The sequence below is a fragment of the Aquirhabdus parva genome (assembly GCF_003351745.1).
Lineage (GTDB): Bacteria > Pseudomonadota > Gammaproteobacteria > Pseudomonadales > Moraxellaceae > Aquirhabdus > Aquirhabdus parva.
Genome location: NZ_CP031222.1, coordinates 2,458,041 through 2,471,997, shown reverse-complemented (window position 1 = coordinate 2,471,997; position 13,957 = coordinate 2,458,041). Strand labels below are relative to the sequence as shown.

13 protein-coding genes are annotated in these 13,957 nt (G+C 44.7%); 6 read left to right on the top strand and 7 right to left on the bottom strand.

The window, feature by feature from the left end:
* The first annotated feature begins 10 nt into the window (after window positions 1-10).
* Window positions 11-1,213, top strand: coding sequence for a chemotaxis protein CheB (locus HYN46_RS11165; protein WP_114899462.1), 1,203 nt, complete (start codon window positions 11-13; stop codon window positions 1,211-1,213).
* A 29-nt stretch (window positions 1,214-1,242) separates the two neighbouring features.
* On the top strand, window positions 1,243-1,737 hold the full coding sequence (locus tag HYN46_RS11160) for a hypothetical protein (RefSeq protein WP_114899461.1): 495 nt from the start codon (window positions 1,243-1,245) through the stop codon (window positions 1,735-1,737).
* Window positions 1,738-1,824: 87 nt separating this feature from the next.
* On the opposite strand, the gene dapE is transcribed toward HYN46_RS11160, so the two are convergent.
* From dapE to ybcJ, 3 genes are all read right to left on the bottom strand, one after another.
* Window positions 1,825-2,952, bottom strand: a complete 1,128-nt coding sequence (gene dapE / locus HYN46_RS11155; protein ID WP_114899460.1) for a succinyl-diaminopimelate desuccinylase — start codon at window positions 2,950-2,952, stop codon at window positions 1,825-1,827.
* Window positions 2,953-2,982: 30 nt separating this feature from the next.
* Window positions 2,983-3,606 carry a hypothetical protein gene (locus HYN46_RS11150; protein ID WP_162818163.1) on the bottom strand — a complete coding sequence of 208 codons (624 nt, stop codon included), beginning with the start codon at window positions 3,604-3,606 and terminating at the stop codon, window positions 2,983-2,985.
* An 80-nt stretch (window positions 3,607-3,686) separates the two neighbouring features.
* Window positions 3,687-3,899 carry a ribosome-associated protein YbcJ gene (gene ybcJ, locus HYN46_RS11145; protein ID WP_114899458.1) on the bottom strand — a complete coding sequence of 71 codons (213 nt, stop codon included), beginning with the start codon at window positions 3,897-3,899 and terminating at the stop codon, window positions 3,687-3,689.
* Between the two features lie 242 nt (window positions 3,900-4,141).
* Here ybcJ and HYN46_RS11140 point away from each other — a divergent pair, with 242 nt between their 5' ends.
* A complete protein-coding gene (locus tag HYN46_RS11140; protein WP_114899457.1) occupies window positions 4,142-5,134 on the top strand; it encodes a putative solute-binding protein in 993 nt (330 codons plus the stop codon).
* Window positions 5,135-5,211: 77 nt separating this feature from the next.
* Here HYN46_RS11140 and recQ read toward each other — a convergent pair whose 3' ends face one another.
* The 3 genes from recQ to HYN46_RS11125 all read right to left on the bottom strand — a co-directional run bounded on the left by recQ (window position 5,212) and on the right by HYN46_RS11125 (window position 8,816).
* Window positions 5,212-7,386 carry a DNA helicase RecQ gene (gene recQ, locus HYN46_RS11135; protein ID WP_114899456.1) on the bottom strand — a complete coding sequence of 725 codons (2,175 nt, stop codon included), beginning with the start codon at window positions 7,384-7,386 and terminating at the stop codon, window positions 5,212-5,214.
* 182 nt (window positions 7,387-7,568) lie between these two features.
* The gene (locus tag HYN46_RS11130; RefSeq protein ID WP_114899455.1) at window positions 7,569-7,709 is read right to left on the bottom strand and encodes an entericidin A/B family lipoprotein; all 141 of its coding nucleotides are present in this window, start codon (window positions 7,707-7,709) and stop codon (window positions 7,569-7,571) included.
* A gap of 165 nt (window positions 7,710-7,874) precedes the next feature.
* Window positions 7,875-8,816: a DUF1853 family protein gene (locus HYN46_RS11125; RefSeq protein ID WP_114899454.1), complete on the bottom strand. Its 942-nt coding sequence runs from the start codon at window positions 8,814-8,816 to the stop codon at window positions 7,875-7,877.
* 167 nt (window positions 8,817-8,983) lie between these two features.
* On the opposite strand from HYN46_RS11125, the gene HYN46_RS11120 reads away from it, so the two are divergent.
* The 3 genes from HYN46_RS11120 to HYN46_RS11110 all read left to right on the top strand — a co-directional run bounded on the left by HYN46_RS11120 (window position 8,984) and on the right by HYN46_RS11110 (window position 12,026).
* Window positions 8,984-9,964, top strand: a complete 981-nt coding sequence (locus HYN46_RS11120) for a malate dehydrogenase (RefSeq protein WP_114899453.1) — start codon at window positions 8,984-8,986, stop codon at window positions 9,962-9,964.
* Between the two features lie 357 nt (window positions 9,965-10,321).
* Window positions 10,322-11,437 (top strand): hypothetical protein, encoded by a 1,116-nt coding sequence (locus HYN46_RS11115; protein ID WP_114899452.1) that lies wholly within the window; start codon window positions 10,322-10,324, stop codon window positions 11,435-11,437.
* A 226-nt stretch (window positions 11,438-11,663) separates the two neighbouring features.
* Window positions 11,664-12,026 (top strand): hypothetical protein, encoded by a 363-nt coding sequence (locus tag HYN46_RS11110; protein WP_114899451.1) that lies wholly within the window; start codon window positions 11,664-11,666, stop codon window positions 12,024-12,026.
* Window positions 12,027-12,116: 90 nt separating this feature from the next.
* On the opposite strand, the gene HYN46_RS11105 is transcribed toward HYN46_RS11110, so the two are convergent.
* Window positions 12,117-13,928 (bottom strand): alkaline phosphatase D family protein, encoded by a 1,812-nt coding sequence (locus HYN46_RS11105; RefSeq protein ID WP_114899450.1) that lies wholly within the window; start codon window positions 13,926-13,928, stop codon window positions 12,117-12,119.
* Window positions 13,929-13,957: the final 29 nt, after the last annotated feature.

Sequence of the window (13,957 nt, the reverse complement as noted above, 5' to 3'; positions counted from 1 at the left end):
TAGAGTAGTGATGATGCATGCGGATTCACCACAGCTTTTTATTGTAGCGGACAATCCGCTACAACGAATTGCTTTGGCTGATGCCATGATGCAGTGCGGCTTTGATGTACTCCATAATATTCATTCCAATCGCCTAAAGCCTGAACACTGCCATCTTCTGCCCAGTTTATGGTTATTAGATGTGGAGCATGATGATAACGTGCTAGATATGATTGGGGATGATGCACCGCTAATGATCGGGATTACCCGAGCACCTTCTCCAGTCCATCAAAAAGCCTATGCACATTGGGTTAAAACCTTAAGTGATAAAGTCATTAAGTTCTTGGGTAATGCACCGCCTTTATTGACTGAGGTTATTGAACTTGCGCCTGAGGCTGAGGTCGTACAACAAAAAAATGTTGAGTTATCACGTGAGGTCGAGCCGCAACTCGTGATCATGGAAGGGGCAGAAGACCGCCCTTCGCGTCATACCACTAGCCATGAACAGGTTCATGTACCCAGTCATCCCAAAAAACAGGGTCATGTTCATGCAACTGATGCTATAGGTGAACTGAACCATACAGGATCAACTGACTGGCAGTATGTCTGTATTTTAGCTGCCTCAATGGGCGGCCCCGAGGCAGTGAAGCGTTTTCTTGACCGCGTACCAGTTAGTGTGCCCGTGACTTTTATCCTCGTACAGCATATCGATCCTAATATGCAGTCAGTATTACCCCGAGTTTTAAGCCGTCATAATTCATGGCAGTTTGATACCGAGCAAAGTTTTACCGAACAAGGCGGGTTATTGCAACCGAGCTTATTCTTGAAGTCGGGACATGTGCTTTTAGTACCAGCCGCGCGTCAAATTGATTTTGGGGCCAATGGTGAGGTATTTGCGTTTGACGAGATTGAGTCTGATCCTGTGAAATATGAACCGTGGCCGGGTCATTATCAGCCATCCATTAACGAAGTCATGCGGCGCGCTGCAGAAGCATTTGGTTCACGGCTAATGACTATCGTCTTTAGTGGCATGGGTGATGATGGCAGTGATGCTGTCGATGATGTTCAACGCGTACATGGCGTAATCTGGGCACAAACAGCATCATCCTGTGTTTGTGCAAGCCAGCCCGATCATGTACGGGCCTCTGGCAAAGTCAGTTTTAATGGTACACCAGAAATTTTAGCTGAGCATTTACAACAGTTTATTAGTGAGCAATCCATTTCCATTGATTGAATTGGAGTGGTTTATCAAGGAAGTCGATAATGAATGAGATGAAATCCGCTGGGAGTAAATCAGCGCAACAGCAGAATTTTAATCAAACCATGAGTTTGATTACCACTTCTGGAACGCTTGAACTTTATGTGCTTGCACTTGATGACGGCATTCTCGGAGTATTACCACAATCATTGGTCTTGGACATTGTGGCGCTTAATCCAAGTGAAGCCAACGATACTTATTTTACTTGGCAGGAAAAGAAAATCCCGTTGATCTCAGTTGCAAATGCAAGACGAACACATGCACTGGTTATAGAGGGCGTGGAAGATCACTTACAGTATGCATTTGCCCTCATATCTGCACCAATTACCCGTAAAATCCGTATATCCGCGATGAAAGATATCGATAGTGTGGATAAGCATTTAGCCAACCACCCAGCTCATCATTATACCTATCAGTATGTGCAACATGAAGACCAACTTTGGATAGTGCCTGATTTAGAATTGATTGAGCGTGAGCTGAAAGAGAGTGGCTCTGTCTAATGAGTTGTTAAACTCTGTTTTGAATTTCTTTAATTGATGAATCTAAAAAGCCGAATAATGATTCGGCTTTTTTTATCTTTAAGAGACTTAGGTGAGCAGTTCAACCAAAATGCGCTCATAGATATCCGTTAAAGGTTCTAGTGACGCGACATCGACGCGTTCATCAATTTGATGGATCGTCGCATTCAATACACCCAGCTCTAAAACTTGAGCACCAGTCGGTGCAATAAAACGACCATCGCTAGTACCACCACTGGTAGACAGCTCAGTGTCAATCCTTGCGATATCGCGAATAGCCGTTTGGGCGGCGGCAACTAATTCCCCTTCTGCGGTGAGGAAAGGCAATCCTGATAGTGACCAGTTCAAGGTGTATTTTAAGCCATGCTGATCGAGAATCGCATGCGTACGGGCCTTGAGTTGCTCAGCCGTCACTTCGGTTGAAAAGCGGAAGTTAAAGACAACTTCGATATCTGCAGGAATCACATTATTGGCACCTGTGCCCGCTGCAATATTTGAAATTTGGAAGGTGGTTGCTGGAAAGAACGCATTCCCCTGATCCCAGACCTCACGGCTTAGATCTGTGATGGCAGGTGCTGCACGGTGGATGGGATTATCGGCAAGGTGAGGGTAGGCGACATGGCCTTGCTTGCCATGAATGGTCAAAATACCATTCAACGACCCGCGACGACCATTTTTAATGACATCACCCAGTGTCTTGGTACTGGATGGCTCACCAACGAGGCACCATGTAATCTTTTCTTGGCGTGCTTCAAGCGTTTCAATTACTTTGACCGTGCCATTGATTGAAGGACCTTCTTCATCGCTGGTGATCAGGAAAGCAATGGAGCCGTCGTGTGTTGGGTGTGCTTCGACAAAGCGTTCACAGGCAACGACCATCGCTGCCAATGCACTTTTCATATCCGCAGTACCGCGACCGTACAGCTGTCCATCGCGAATTTCAGGCAGGAATGGTGCAGATGACCATTTCCCTAAGTCACCTGTGGGCACAACATCGGTATGTCCTGCAAAGCAAAATAGTGGTCCAGTTGTTCCGCGTCTCGCCCATAGATTATCGACATCACCAAAACGCATTTTTTCGATATGAAAGCCAATCTTAGCAAGGCGTTCAGCCATGATGGTCTGACAGTCGGCATCGATCGGAGTGACTGAGGGACGGCGGATAAGGTCAAGGGTTAAATCTAAAGTTGCGGACATAAGTAGTTTCTTTTGTGAGGACGCTATATTTTAGTGCAAATGGGTAACATTAATCTGTGCACGAGGACTTTCTTTATTGAGCGCATGATTAGCTGTTGGGTAGTAAAAGTTTATAAAAACTAAACCGAATTTCATCGCGATACACATGATATGTGATTCATAGCGTGCCGTTTTCAGTGAAATATACCATGCTGGAAGATTCCAATTCCACCCATCACTCATGAACATCAGTTGGTCAGCGACTTTCCATGCAACAAGCGCATTAGAGTGTTCGAACCGCTCTCGCAGGTTCGTTTCAGGCACTAATTTAATAAGTCCTGTATTCAATTGTGTTTTGATAAAAGATTCGGCATTGATAAAACGATCCGATTGAATGGATATCAACACATCATATTTTGTGAGTTTAGATTCTGGTTTTAAATCTGTATATGGATCGTTTTCTAAACCGATCATCCAGTCAGCAATGTCAAGTATATAGGTTTGCTTCAACCAGGACTCAGGATCAGCTTTGCTATAGCTTCGGATTGCGTAAAGACGATACCGATGACTAAACGGCTGAGGAGAGGAAAACCTTCCTAAGCTATCAAGCATTCCAGCGGCATTAGTAAGAGTAGAAAAGAAAGATTTTTTAGAAACAATATAGCGATAGGACATAAAAGAGGCGTACCATCGTACGCACTAGAACTGTAGAGCTACATTATTCTATGCCGAGCAAAACGTCAATTTAAAAAAAATTACTCCACCACTTTAATCGTATTCCCTGCAAACCGCACGACTTGATCTGCGACAATCTTGTTGCGTTTACGCAGCTCGACTTGTCCATCAACTGTGACTCGGCCTTCGTCAATGGCATGTTTTGCTGCGGCACCACTTTCACACCAGCCTTCAATTTTTAAAAGATTGCTGAGGGTGACGTGTGAGCGTCCTTCAAGGTGAAAAGTATTCATAAAATAAGTTTTAAATTAAACGGTCTAGCTTATTTTAGAGCAGTTTCGTCAATTTATGCGAAATTATCCGCTTAAAATTGATATGGACGATATCTATAAAAAAGATCATCTAGTTCTGTTCCTACACCCCCGAGTTGTTTTATGATGTGTACTGATAGTTTGCATGATGCAAAGACGATGATGCATCTATTATCGGGCAAGGATTGTTCGAAGATATGCGATTTTTATAAAAGGAATTTTTCATGACGACTCCATTCAAGTTTTTTGCAGGTGCGGCATTGCTGACCCTCGCAACTTCCTCATATGCACAAAAAGTCTGTGTTTTTGACCCGCTCGGAACGCAAGGCGATATTTATTCGATGATGAAGGATTACGCGCTAGCTGCAAAACAGTGGGGTGCAGATATTACGTTGAAACCGTATACCGATGAGCGTATTGCCGCTGAGGATTTTAAAGCTGGGCAGTGTGACGGTGTATCAATTACGGGTGTACGTGCGCGTCAATTCAATAATTTTACCGGTTCCATAGATGCAGCAGGCGGCTTGCCAAACAATAATGCGGCAAAAGCGGTGATCTCTTTAATGGCGAGCCCTAAAGTTGCGCCCTATATGCTGAATAAAGGCTATGAAGTGGTCGGTGTTTCTACACTTGGGTCTGTTTATATTGTCGTCAATGATCGAAGTATTAATTCCCTACTGAAAGTGATGGGTAAGCGATTCGGTGTTTTAGATTATGACAAAGCTGAAGAAATTCTAGTACAAAAGGTCGGTGCCCAAGCTGTTTCTGTTGATCTGACGTCAATTGGCGGAAAATTTAACAATGGGCAAGTGGATGTGATTGCGGTTCCTGCGATGGCATTTAAACCGTTAGAACTCAGTAAAGGTATTGGCTCCAAAGGGGCGATTGTGCGTTTCCCTGTTGCACACGTGACCAGTGATATTCTGATTCGCCCTTCCAGATTTCCTGATGGCTATGGTCAAAAAAGCCGTACATGGGTTGCAGAACAGTTAGATCGCCAATTGGCAACAGTCGCTCGTGTAGAAAAAAGCATAGAGCCACGCTATTGGATGGATTTACCAGCCAATGATAAGGCGGGTTACGTTAAGATTTTGCGCGAAGCACGCTTAAGTCTTGCACGTGATGATGTTTACAACAAAAAGATGATGAGCATTTTGAAGAAAGTACGCTGTGGGCAAGAGCCGACGAATTTTGAATGTACTTTGACGGATGAATAATCCTTAAGTTATTTCAAGCGAGTCGCATAAAAAAGGCCAGATTTATTCTGGCCTTTTTGTTGAGAAGCGTGGATCAATTACCACAACCACAGTGCCACATTTAAATCGGCGTATCCATATTGGTGATTAAGCGCTTCTTTAAGTGCTTTGGTGGCGGTCTGTTTGGGTTTAAGGTTAAGTTCTTGAGCGGTCTTTTGAATCTCAAGCAGCTCATGAGATTCTAAGAACAAAATCTCATGCTTCGTCACCTTGCTGGCATGATACAGCTTGAGTAAATGTCCTCCGATCGTATCAACAGAAAGTCCTCTGTGTTCTGCAATTTGCGCGCGATCCATACCGCGATTCACCAGTTCTAGTGTTGCAGTCAACGTGTCGACTTTCTCTTGCGCAGGCTCTGGGTAACTCATCGGTTGGTCTGTAGGCGCTGAACGGACTTCACTTAAGCGATCTAGAAAACCTTGTCCATAGCGTGCAAGTTTCTGTTCACCAACCCCGCTGATCATTTTCAACTTCTCGGTGGTGTCGGGATCGAGAAGTGCCATCTCACGTAAGGTCGCATCGTTGAAGATAATATAGGGAGGAACTTTCTGAGCTTGTGCAAAGGACAGACGCAGGGCACGTAAGGCATCAAAGCGGAGCTGTGCATCAGCAGGGAGATCACTAGCTTTAGGTGATGTTCGATCTTGGCGAGAGGTTTTGACTTTCACGGCAGGCAGTTCCCGTAACCAAAGCGTCTCTTTCCCTTTGAGCAGGTCTCTAGCTTTCTCACTGCTCATCAAACCGCCAAAGCCTTCCAAGTCCGGTAACAGATAGCCTAAAGCGACGAGTTGTCTAATCACATTACGCCATGTTGCTTCGGATAAGTCTTGCCCAATACCAAAGGTAGGCAATTCATGATGTCCAAACTGTTTGACTTTGTCAGTCTCTGAGCCGAGTAGCACATCAACGAGGTGAGCCGCGCCAAAGCGATTTCCTGTGCGAATTGCGGCAGACAACACTTTTTGGGCGGCAACCGTAGCATTCCAAGTGCTGGGTGGGTTCTGACAAATATCACAATTGCCACAGGGCAGTGAACCCATTTCTCCAAAATAGGTGAGTAAGATTTGGCGACGGCAACTGGCCGTTTCACAGTAAGCCAAGAGTGCATCCAGCTTTCCTGCTTCGATACGTTTAACTTCGGGTGGCGCATCGGACATCGCCAGCATCCGGCGTACAGATACGACATCACCAAGCCCATACGCCATCCAGGCTTCAGAAGGTAATCCATCACGTCCGGCACGACCCGTTTCTTGATAATATCCTTCAAGGGATTTCGGTAAGTCTAGATGCGCGACAAAGCGCACATTGGGCTTATCAATCCCCATACCAAAAGCAACAGTTGCGCAAACAATTCTCCCTTCTTCAAGCAAGAACTCATCTTGAACCCGGATGCGTTCGGCTTGAGGTAAACCCGCATGATAGGCGAGGGCAGGAAGGTTCTTACTTTGTAAGAACTCTGCGGTTTCCTCAACGCGCTTGCGGGAAAGACAATAGACGATTCCCGCCGAACCTTCGGGCTGCTGCTGGATAAAATCGATCAGTTGTTTGCGTCCATTGTCTTTTTCAACAATGCTATAGCGAATATTGGGGCGATCAAAACTGGAGAGGAAAACAGGCGCATTTTGCAGGCTTAAGACCTGAATAATGTCTGCTCTTGTTCGCTTATCGGCAGTAGCGGTGAGGGCCATGCGCGGGATATGAGGGTAGCGTGTCGCAAGCAAGCCCAACTGCTGATATTCGGGGCGGAAATCGTGTCCCCATTGACTGACACAATGCGCTTCATCTATGGCAAATAGAGCGAGTTGCGTTTGATCAAGGCGATTTAAAAAATGTTCACTTAATAGTCGCTCTGGAGCGACATAGAGCAAATCTAGGTTGCCCTGCTGGAGAGCGGACTCAACATCTCGTTGCTCACTCATGGAGAGAGAGCTATTCAAGTACGCTGCGCGAATCCCCAGTTCCCGTAAAGTATCCACTTGATCTTTCATCAAAGCGATAAGGGGAGATACCACGATGGTAATACCTGCACGTAATAGCGCTGGAATCTGATAACACACACTTTTGCCACCGCCAGTGGGCATCAAGACTAAGGCATTTTTACCTTGCACGGCAGTTTCAATAATCTGAGCTTGTTGACCGCGAAAATGATCATAGCCAAAAGTCTGGGACAGTATCTGTAATGCGGAGGTTTGTGATGAGTGGGGCTGTGGCATAGTCGTTTATAAAGGGTCATGAGGTGCTATTTAGCGATGACTCAGTATAACGCTGATTGTCCGAGACTGAACATCTCCCAATCACGGTGTCTTAAGCATGTTGTTGATATAATCTAGTCACTTATTTTTTTGCCATAAAAAAACTCGCACTAAGGCGAGTTCTTATTATTCAAGACAACTGATTAGAGTTTGTCTTGGGTTTTTTCTGCAGAGCCAGTGACTGCTTGTCCAGCTGAAGAAACATCTTGCCCCACACCTTTCATGGTGTTACAGCCAGTTAGTAGCATAGTTGCCAAAGCAGCAGCGGCGATAACTTTAATCATTGATATTCTCCAATAAATGACACTGTAATGTGTAAATTCAGATTATAACAAGGGTTCTTATCTCACAAGTGTAGTGGCGTTGCAGCAACGTAACGCGAAGTAAGCGAATGTAATTTAGTAATCTCTTTTTTAGATGAGCAAGGATTCGATCCAAAGCTCATCGCATCAATGTTTATAAAGTGAAGTCAGGTAAGGAATTCTTCGTATGGGCAGGCGAATCATTCTTTCAATAGGGATCATCGTAAGGCTGTAATCCGTCAGATCCAATGGATAACCGAGATAAAGTCCATGTGTTAAGAAACGAGGTCTCATGTCATCACGGTTTTGAGCTTCTGGGGTGAGCCATTCACGTCGCGCAGCACGTCGCCAATTGACGTTGTCCGGTAGTTGATAGCCCCAACTGCCACGCAAATGTGCTGGATGGAGCCAGTCAAGATGGGTCTGCGTTGCTACTGAATTTAGAAGCGTATCTGGATAAAACAACCGACCTTTAAAGACTGCACGTCTTTTCTGAATCAGTAGTTTGCCTAGCCCTTCGTACTCAATTTCGTTGACGTTAAATTGTCGTTCGACCGTATGTTTGATTTTACGGCCGAAGGTATCGCGATCATTCAGCCCACGCCATTCAAATGGTTTAAGATGACCTTCACCCAAATAAAATTTGAGGCTGAGCTCCCAGTGCTCGATCTCACCAGATAATTTATTTTTAATTAAAAAATCAATTTCACCGATTGTACGTTTATGGTCTTTTAATTGAATGTTTTGTGCAAGAAGTTCGAACTCATGCCAAGAGCCAGTTTGATCTTTTAACCAGAAACTTAACAGGGCTTCAAAGCGAATACCGAGTCTTGTGCTGGGAAGATCAGAAAGGACTTGATTTAATACAGACGGGTTATCGTCAAGTTCTTGTAAACGTGGAAGATAGTTACGGTAGTGCTGTTGCCAAAAGGTGAAGTCGGGCAAGTCAATGTGCGGAGTTGGCGCAAGCAATTCTGGCCAATGTGCCAAAAGTGGTGGACTAGCAAGCGCAAATGCGAGGTCACGAACTGCGGGTTGTTTAAAATTAAGCCATTCAAAGGTCGATTGGGGCGGTTCTAAAACCGTCATATTTTGTACTCGATTGTAAATACCTACCTCACGCAGTGATCAGCTTACTCGCACAAGTTCGCAGCTTCAAGTACAATATGTCCGCTCACTACGAACCACTGCTAAAAGTGGGGCGCCTGAGACTTGATATTTTAAAAACCAATCTTTGCCCAATCTGGAGAAAAACGATGAAGCAACCCGTCCGCGTTGCCATTACTGGTGCTGCTGGTCAAATCAGCTATTCATTACTGTTCCGTATCGCATCTGGTGATATGTTGGGTAAAGATCAGCCGATCATTTTACAATTGCTTGAAATCACCCCAGCACTCGAAGCGTTAAAAGGCGTGGCGATGGAATTGGATGATTGTGCATTCCCACTGTTGGCTGGCATCGTACAAACTGATGATCCGAATGTTGCATTCAAAGATGCAGACTATGCATTGCTCGTTGGTGCACGTCCACGTGGCCCAGGTATGGAGCGTAAAGATTTGCTCGAAGCTAACGCTGCGATCTTCTCTGTACAAGGTAAAGCGATTAATGACAACGCAAGCCGTGGCATCAAAGTATTGGTTGTTGGTAACCCAGCAAACACTAACTCACTGATCGCTCAGCGCAACGCGCCAAGCATCAACCCACGTCAATTCACTGCAATGACCCGTTTGGATCATAACCGTGCAATTGCTCAACTTGCAGCGCAAACCAATGCAACTGTAAACGACGTGAAGAAAATGACCATCTGGGGTAACCACTCAGCGACTCAATATCCAGACATTTCACAAGCTACTGTTAAAGGTGCTGCTGCTGAAGGACTGGTTGAGCGTCAATGGTACGAAGGCACATTCATCCCTGTTGTTCAACAACGTGGTGCTGCAATCATCAAAGCACGTGGTGCATCTTCTGCTGCATCTGCTGCAAACGCTGCAATCGATCACATGCGTACTTGGGCTCTCGGTACTGAAGAGGGTGATTGGGTTTCTATGGGCGTATACAGCGATGGCTCATACGGCATCGAACAAGGTCTGATCTACTCATTCCCTGTAACCACCAAAGATGGTGACTGGTCAATCGTTCAAGGTTTGCCAATCTCTGACTTCTCACGCGAAAAAATGACAGCTACTGAAAAAGAGTTGGCTGAAGAGCGTGATGGCGTTAAACACTTACTCCCATAATTGCTTAGGCAATTTGGGTAAGTAAAAAGCAGACCTTCGGGTCTGTTTTTTTATGGGTCTGATAGGACAAGGATTCGAATGGCTTATGATTTAAGTGATGTTGATTTCAATATATGTGTAATACGAAGTTTTCCTTGTGATGATATTTATGGGGTGGAGTCGGTGGTTATTATTTCTTGACTATTATTTTGTGAGCTGATAGTTTATTTTTGAATAAAGTAATTATTTTTAAAAGCTATTTTACTCAAATTGGGATTTTGTCGGGGGTCTCAGCCCGACCCTATAAGATACCTTTGGCCGCGCAGAATATAGGTTGATGTTCGTCTTTGAGTTGATTTTGAATGGAGTGAGTCCGCGATGAATATCTCGATTCGGATTTTCCTATTGTTTGTAGGCGTGCTTTCCTACTCGACTGATATTTTTGGGGATGTAAAAGGGCAGGATCATTTTCCGAAGGAGTTAAGAGGTCTTGAGATAGGACATAGCTCTAAAGGTGAATTCTCAGCAGATATTCTTGATTTATTTATTACTCGGGACAATGGAACCGTATTAACTCCAGGTGAGTTTCTTCGCTTCAATGGGGATGACCCTTCTTTGGCACTCAATTTTCGTGCCCATGTCTTAAATCCTTCTTGTTCTCAATATACTGTTGAATATCAGTTATCTAATCGAAAGGGGGTATATGACAACAGCGCGACTATTGTAACTCCATGGACGGATAATTGCCCTATAGGTCCGGATTGTGATAGCGAGCATCTTCCAAATAACCCTCTAAAGCAGCGCCGCGAAGTGGCCTCAGGGGCAATTTATAACATTCGAGCGCGTGTACATTATCTGATGCACATGTACTTAAATGACAACGGGCATTGGTCTTGCTTGTCGAATGTAACCAAGGATGTAGTCACACCATGGACTGACTTCAGCCCGCACCAGCTCGGCATTCGTACCCCAGAAGATTGGACTGGGACATTTCAAACACCTCTAGATATCTCCCCTCTGAATGGTTATCAGCTTGATGATCTTACCGAAGTGAGGCTGATTCCGGATGATGTTGTTATGCGGTATGACTCCAGTCATGAGTCTCCTTACCGGGCTGAATTCAATATTCTTGCTGACCGAATTGACGACTTGGACAGGATCAGCGATGGATCTTATGCGATAAGGCTAAAAAGCACTGTTCCATGCAATCTAAAATTGGATGCACTCCGCATTGGGCAGGTTGGCAAAACCGAATGGATCCCTCTTAAAGAACAAAAGATCACGAAGGTGTTCTCTTGGGTTTTTAGTGAATTCCCTTCGGATCTACGAAGATTCTTCATTTACCATGATGGTCTTAATGCACAAATGACCCTTCATTTTACCTGCGAAGCAAACGAGCCATTTCAACTTGGGATTGATGTTATGGGACTGTCTAAGCAGGTCATGCGAGATATCTCTTTTCGGCGAAATGTGTCGGTAGGTAAAGCTCCTTAACGAATCGAGTTTATATGCTTTGCTCAACTGACTTGTGAAGAACTAGTTCCTTTCTTAATTAAGTTAAGTCTTGAAACACGCTTATTAACAATAATAAGCATAAACATCATACAAAAAATGCGTTTGAAAACGGCTTAAGGTGGCGTAGTCTCTTTAAGTAAGCTCAAAAGGCTTAAGTTTTTCTCATTCAATATCATTGCTATTAATACAAAACTGGAGATAGATAATGTCAGATAACAAAATTGATGCATTAAAAGAGCAAGCCAATACAGCGCTTGATGATGCAAAACAAAAAGCTGCTGATCTTAAAGCCGGTGGGCAAGCAAAACTTGATGAGCTTAAATCAGAAGCACAATCAACGACTCAGCAGCTAAAAAGTGATGCTCAAAACGCATTGCAACAAGCGGAAGATAAACTCGACCAACTTAAAACTGACGCATCGCAAAAGTTTGAAGACGCAAAAGTCAAAGCAGCAGAGCTTAAAGATGAAGCTGCCGCGAAGTTTGATGAATTGAAAGCCGAAGCAACTCATAAGTTGGATGATGCGAAAAAAGCAGCTACGGACCTCTTTAATAAATTAAAAGGTTAAAAACTGCGTTTCAGATGAAATGATGATTAAAAAAAACAGACCTTTAAGGTCTGTTTTTCATTGAGGCTATGGATATTGCTGTGTCGCTGTTTAGGCGTTATCTTTCACGACGATCGTTGTGGTGTCTTTGGCCACGGTAAATTGGGTTTTCTTCAGTAGGATGTTCGCAGGTAGACTACCATCGCTATTTAGCTTAGCCGTTTTATAGAAAGTCACACTCATCTGCGCACTACCTACAGTTGCGATGGCATAACCTTGCGCATCGTGATCGACATAGGCGAAGTCTGGGTTATTGAGTTTCATCGTATCATCGAATGCGGTAGGTGTTGCGAACATAGAGACAATAGCTGGGATACCGGAGTTTAGAAAGCCGGGTTTAAGATAAGTATAGAATGAACTTGAACTTACCCCAGCGGCGAGGAAGTCAACAAGTACTGGCGTGCCTTGGCCATTTTCTGCAATATTTCGGACCACGCTGGCTTGGAAGGCATGCAAGTCACCTGTAATCGCGACCACGTTTTTGATCTTGTTATCGACTAAGTAGCTCAGTAATTCTTGTTTTGCCGTAGGGTAACCATCCCAAGCATCGCAGTTAAGGACATAACGATTTTTTAATTGGGCCGGAACTTCAGCCGCCCGCAGATCAAGCCACATTCGACTTAATGCGACCTCATTGCCCCAGATTTTCCATGTTGCATCAGTATTTTTGAGAGTGTCTTTAAACCATTGTGTTTGGGCGGTTCCAAGAATTGAGGGTACACGCCCTAATGCCGTCGTTTTAGTTTGTTCAAATTGACCTAATACAGGTTGTGGCACGAAGTATCGTGTGCCCACTGAGTCATCGCCATTGACCGAATCATGACCAACAATTTTAGCAAAAGTTGCTTCATCAACGATATGATCATCCCGATATAAACGCTCATCGGTCATGACGAGGTGCATATTCTGACCAACGCGGAAATCGCGGTAAATACGGATGTTGGTAAAACCTGTGGTTGTGTCGGGTTGGAATTGAACATCTGTCCAGTCAATAGGTTGGTACTCCGCCCAAGCCTGAGTTGCATTACGACGACGTGTGGTTTCTTGTTTGTTCTCATTGGTATAGGTTTGATGATCTTGCCAGCAATCATCTGAAAATTCATGATCATCCCAGATGGCGATCATCGGGAAGTTTTGGTGGATACTTTGCAGACGCGTATCACCGCGATAGGTACGATAGAGCGTACGATAGTCATCAATGGTGTTGGCATATACACCACTCTTCGCTTTGAGGCCGCCCGATGGCAGGGTAATTGGGCCATGGGCGGCTTCAACTTGTCCAGTTTGAAATGCTGCACCTACAGTTTCATAGATGTAATCACCAACATGGATGACAAAATCGAGTTGCTCTTTGGCCAATAAAGTCAACCCTGCCCAGTGGTTGATACTCCAGTCTTGGCAGGAGAGCCACGCAAAGCGAATATCCCGTGTACTTGTGACTGGAGGTAAGGTCTTAGTCGTGCCCGTGTTACTGGAGTCTGATCCAGCAGTAAAGCGGTAGTAATAGACTTGGTCAGCGGTCAGGCCCGTGACTTTGACGCGCACGGTATTGTCATACTTTGCAAGAGCTGTGACAGGGATACTTTGCAGTGCATTCTTAAATTCGCTATCGGTGGCGATTTGCAGGCTAAGGTTAACGTCTTGAGACCCTGTTGCCGGAATACAGCGTGTCCATAGAATGACGCTGTTTGTACGCGGGTCACCACTGGCAACACCTTGCCCAAAGAGAAAACTTCCTTTAGGCGTTAGGTTGACAGGCGCATCATCACTACTGCCGCATCCGGCAATGGGAAGTGCTGAGGCAATCGTTAAAAAACCTGCTGATTGAATAACGGTGGAAATAAACGAGCGACGGCTAGTCATGAGTGGATAATCCTTTGGTAAAGTAGGGT

Excerpts from the sequence above, each read along its gene's own strand:
- HYN46_RS11130 (WP_114899455.1), bottom strand. The coding sequence starts at position 7,709 with ATGATTAAAGTTATCGCCGCTGCTGCTTTGGCAACTATGCTACTAACT.
- ybcJ (WP_114899458.1), bottom strand. The coding sequence starts at position 3,899 with ATGAATACTTTTCACCTTGAAGGACGCTCACACGTCACCCTCAGCAAT.
- HYN46_RS11140 (WP_114899457.1), top strand. The coding sequence starts at position 4,142 with ATGACGACTCCATTCAAGTTTTTTGCAGGTGCGGCATTGCTGACCCTC.
- HYN46_RS11160 (WP_114899461.1), top strand. The coding sequence starts at position 1,243 with ATGAATGAGATGAAATCCGCTGGGAGTAAATCAGCGCAACAGCAGAAT.
- HYN46_RS11125 (WP_114899454.1), bottom strand. The coding sequence starts at position 8,816 with ATGACGGTTTTAGAACCGCCCCAATCGACCTTTGAATGGCTTAATTTT.
- HYN46_RS11105 (WP_114899450.1), bottom strand. The coding sequence starts at position 13,928 with ATGACTAGCCGTCGCTCGTTTATTTCCACCGTTATTCAATCAGCAGGT.
- recQ (WP_114899456.1), bottom strand. The coding sequence starts at position 7,386 with ATGCCACAGCCCCACTCATCACAAACCTCCGCATTACAGATACTGTCC.
- dapE (WP_114899460.1), bottom strand. The coding sequence starts at position 2,952 with ATGTCCGCAACTTTAGATTTAACCCTTGACCTTATCCGCCGTCCCTCA.
- HYN46_RS11150 (WP_162818163.1), bottom strand. The coding sequence starts at position 3,606 with ATGTCCTATCGCTATATTGTTTCTAAAAAATCTTTCTTTTCTACTCTT.
- HYN46_RS11120 (WP_114899453.1), top strand. The coding sequence starts at position 8,984 with ATGAAGCAACCCGTCCGCGTTGCCATTACTGGTGCTGCTGGTCAAATC.
- HYN46_RS11115 (WP_114899452.1), top strand. The coding sequence starts at position 10,322 with ATGAATATCTCGATTCGGATTTTCCTATTGTTTGTAGGCGTGCTTTCC.
- HYN46_RS11165 (WP_114899462.1), top strand. The coding sequence starts at position 11 with ATGATGCATGCGGATTCACCACAGCTTTTTATTGTAGCGGACAATCCG.
- HYN46_RS11110 (WP_114899451.1), top strand. The coding sequence starts at position 11,664 with ATGTCAGATAACAAAATTGATGCATTAAAAGAGCAAGCCAATACAGCG.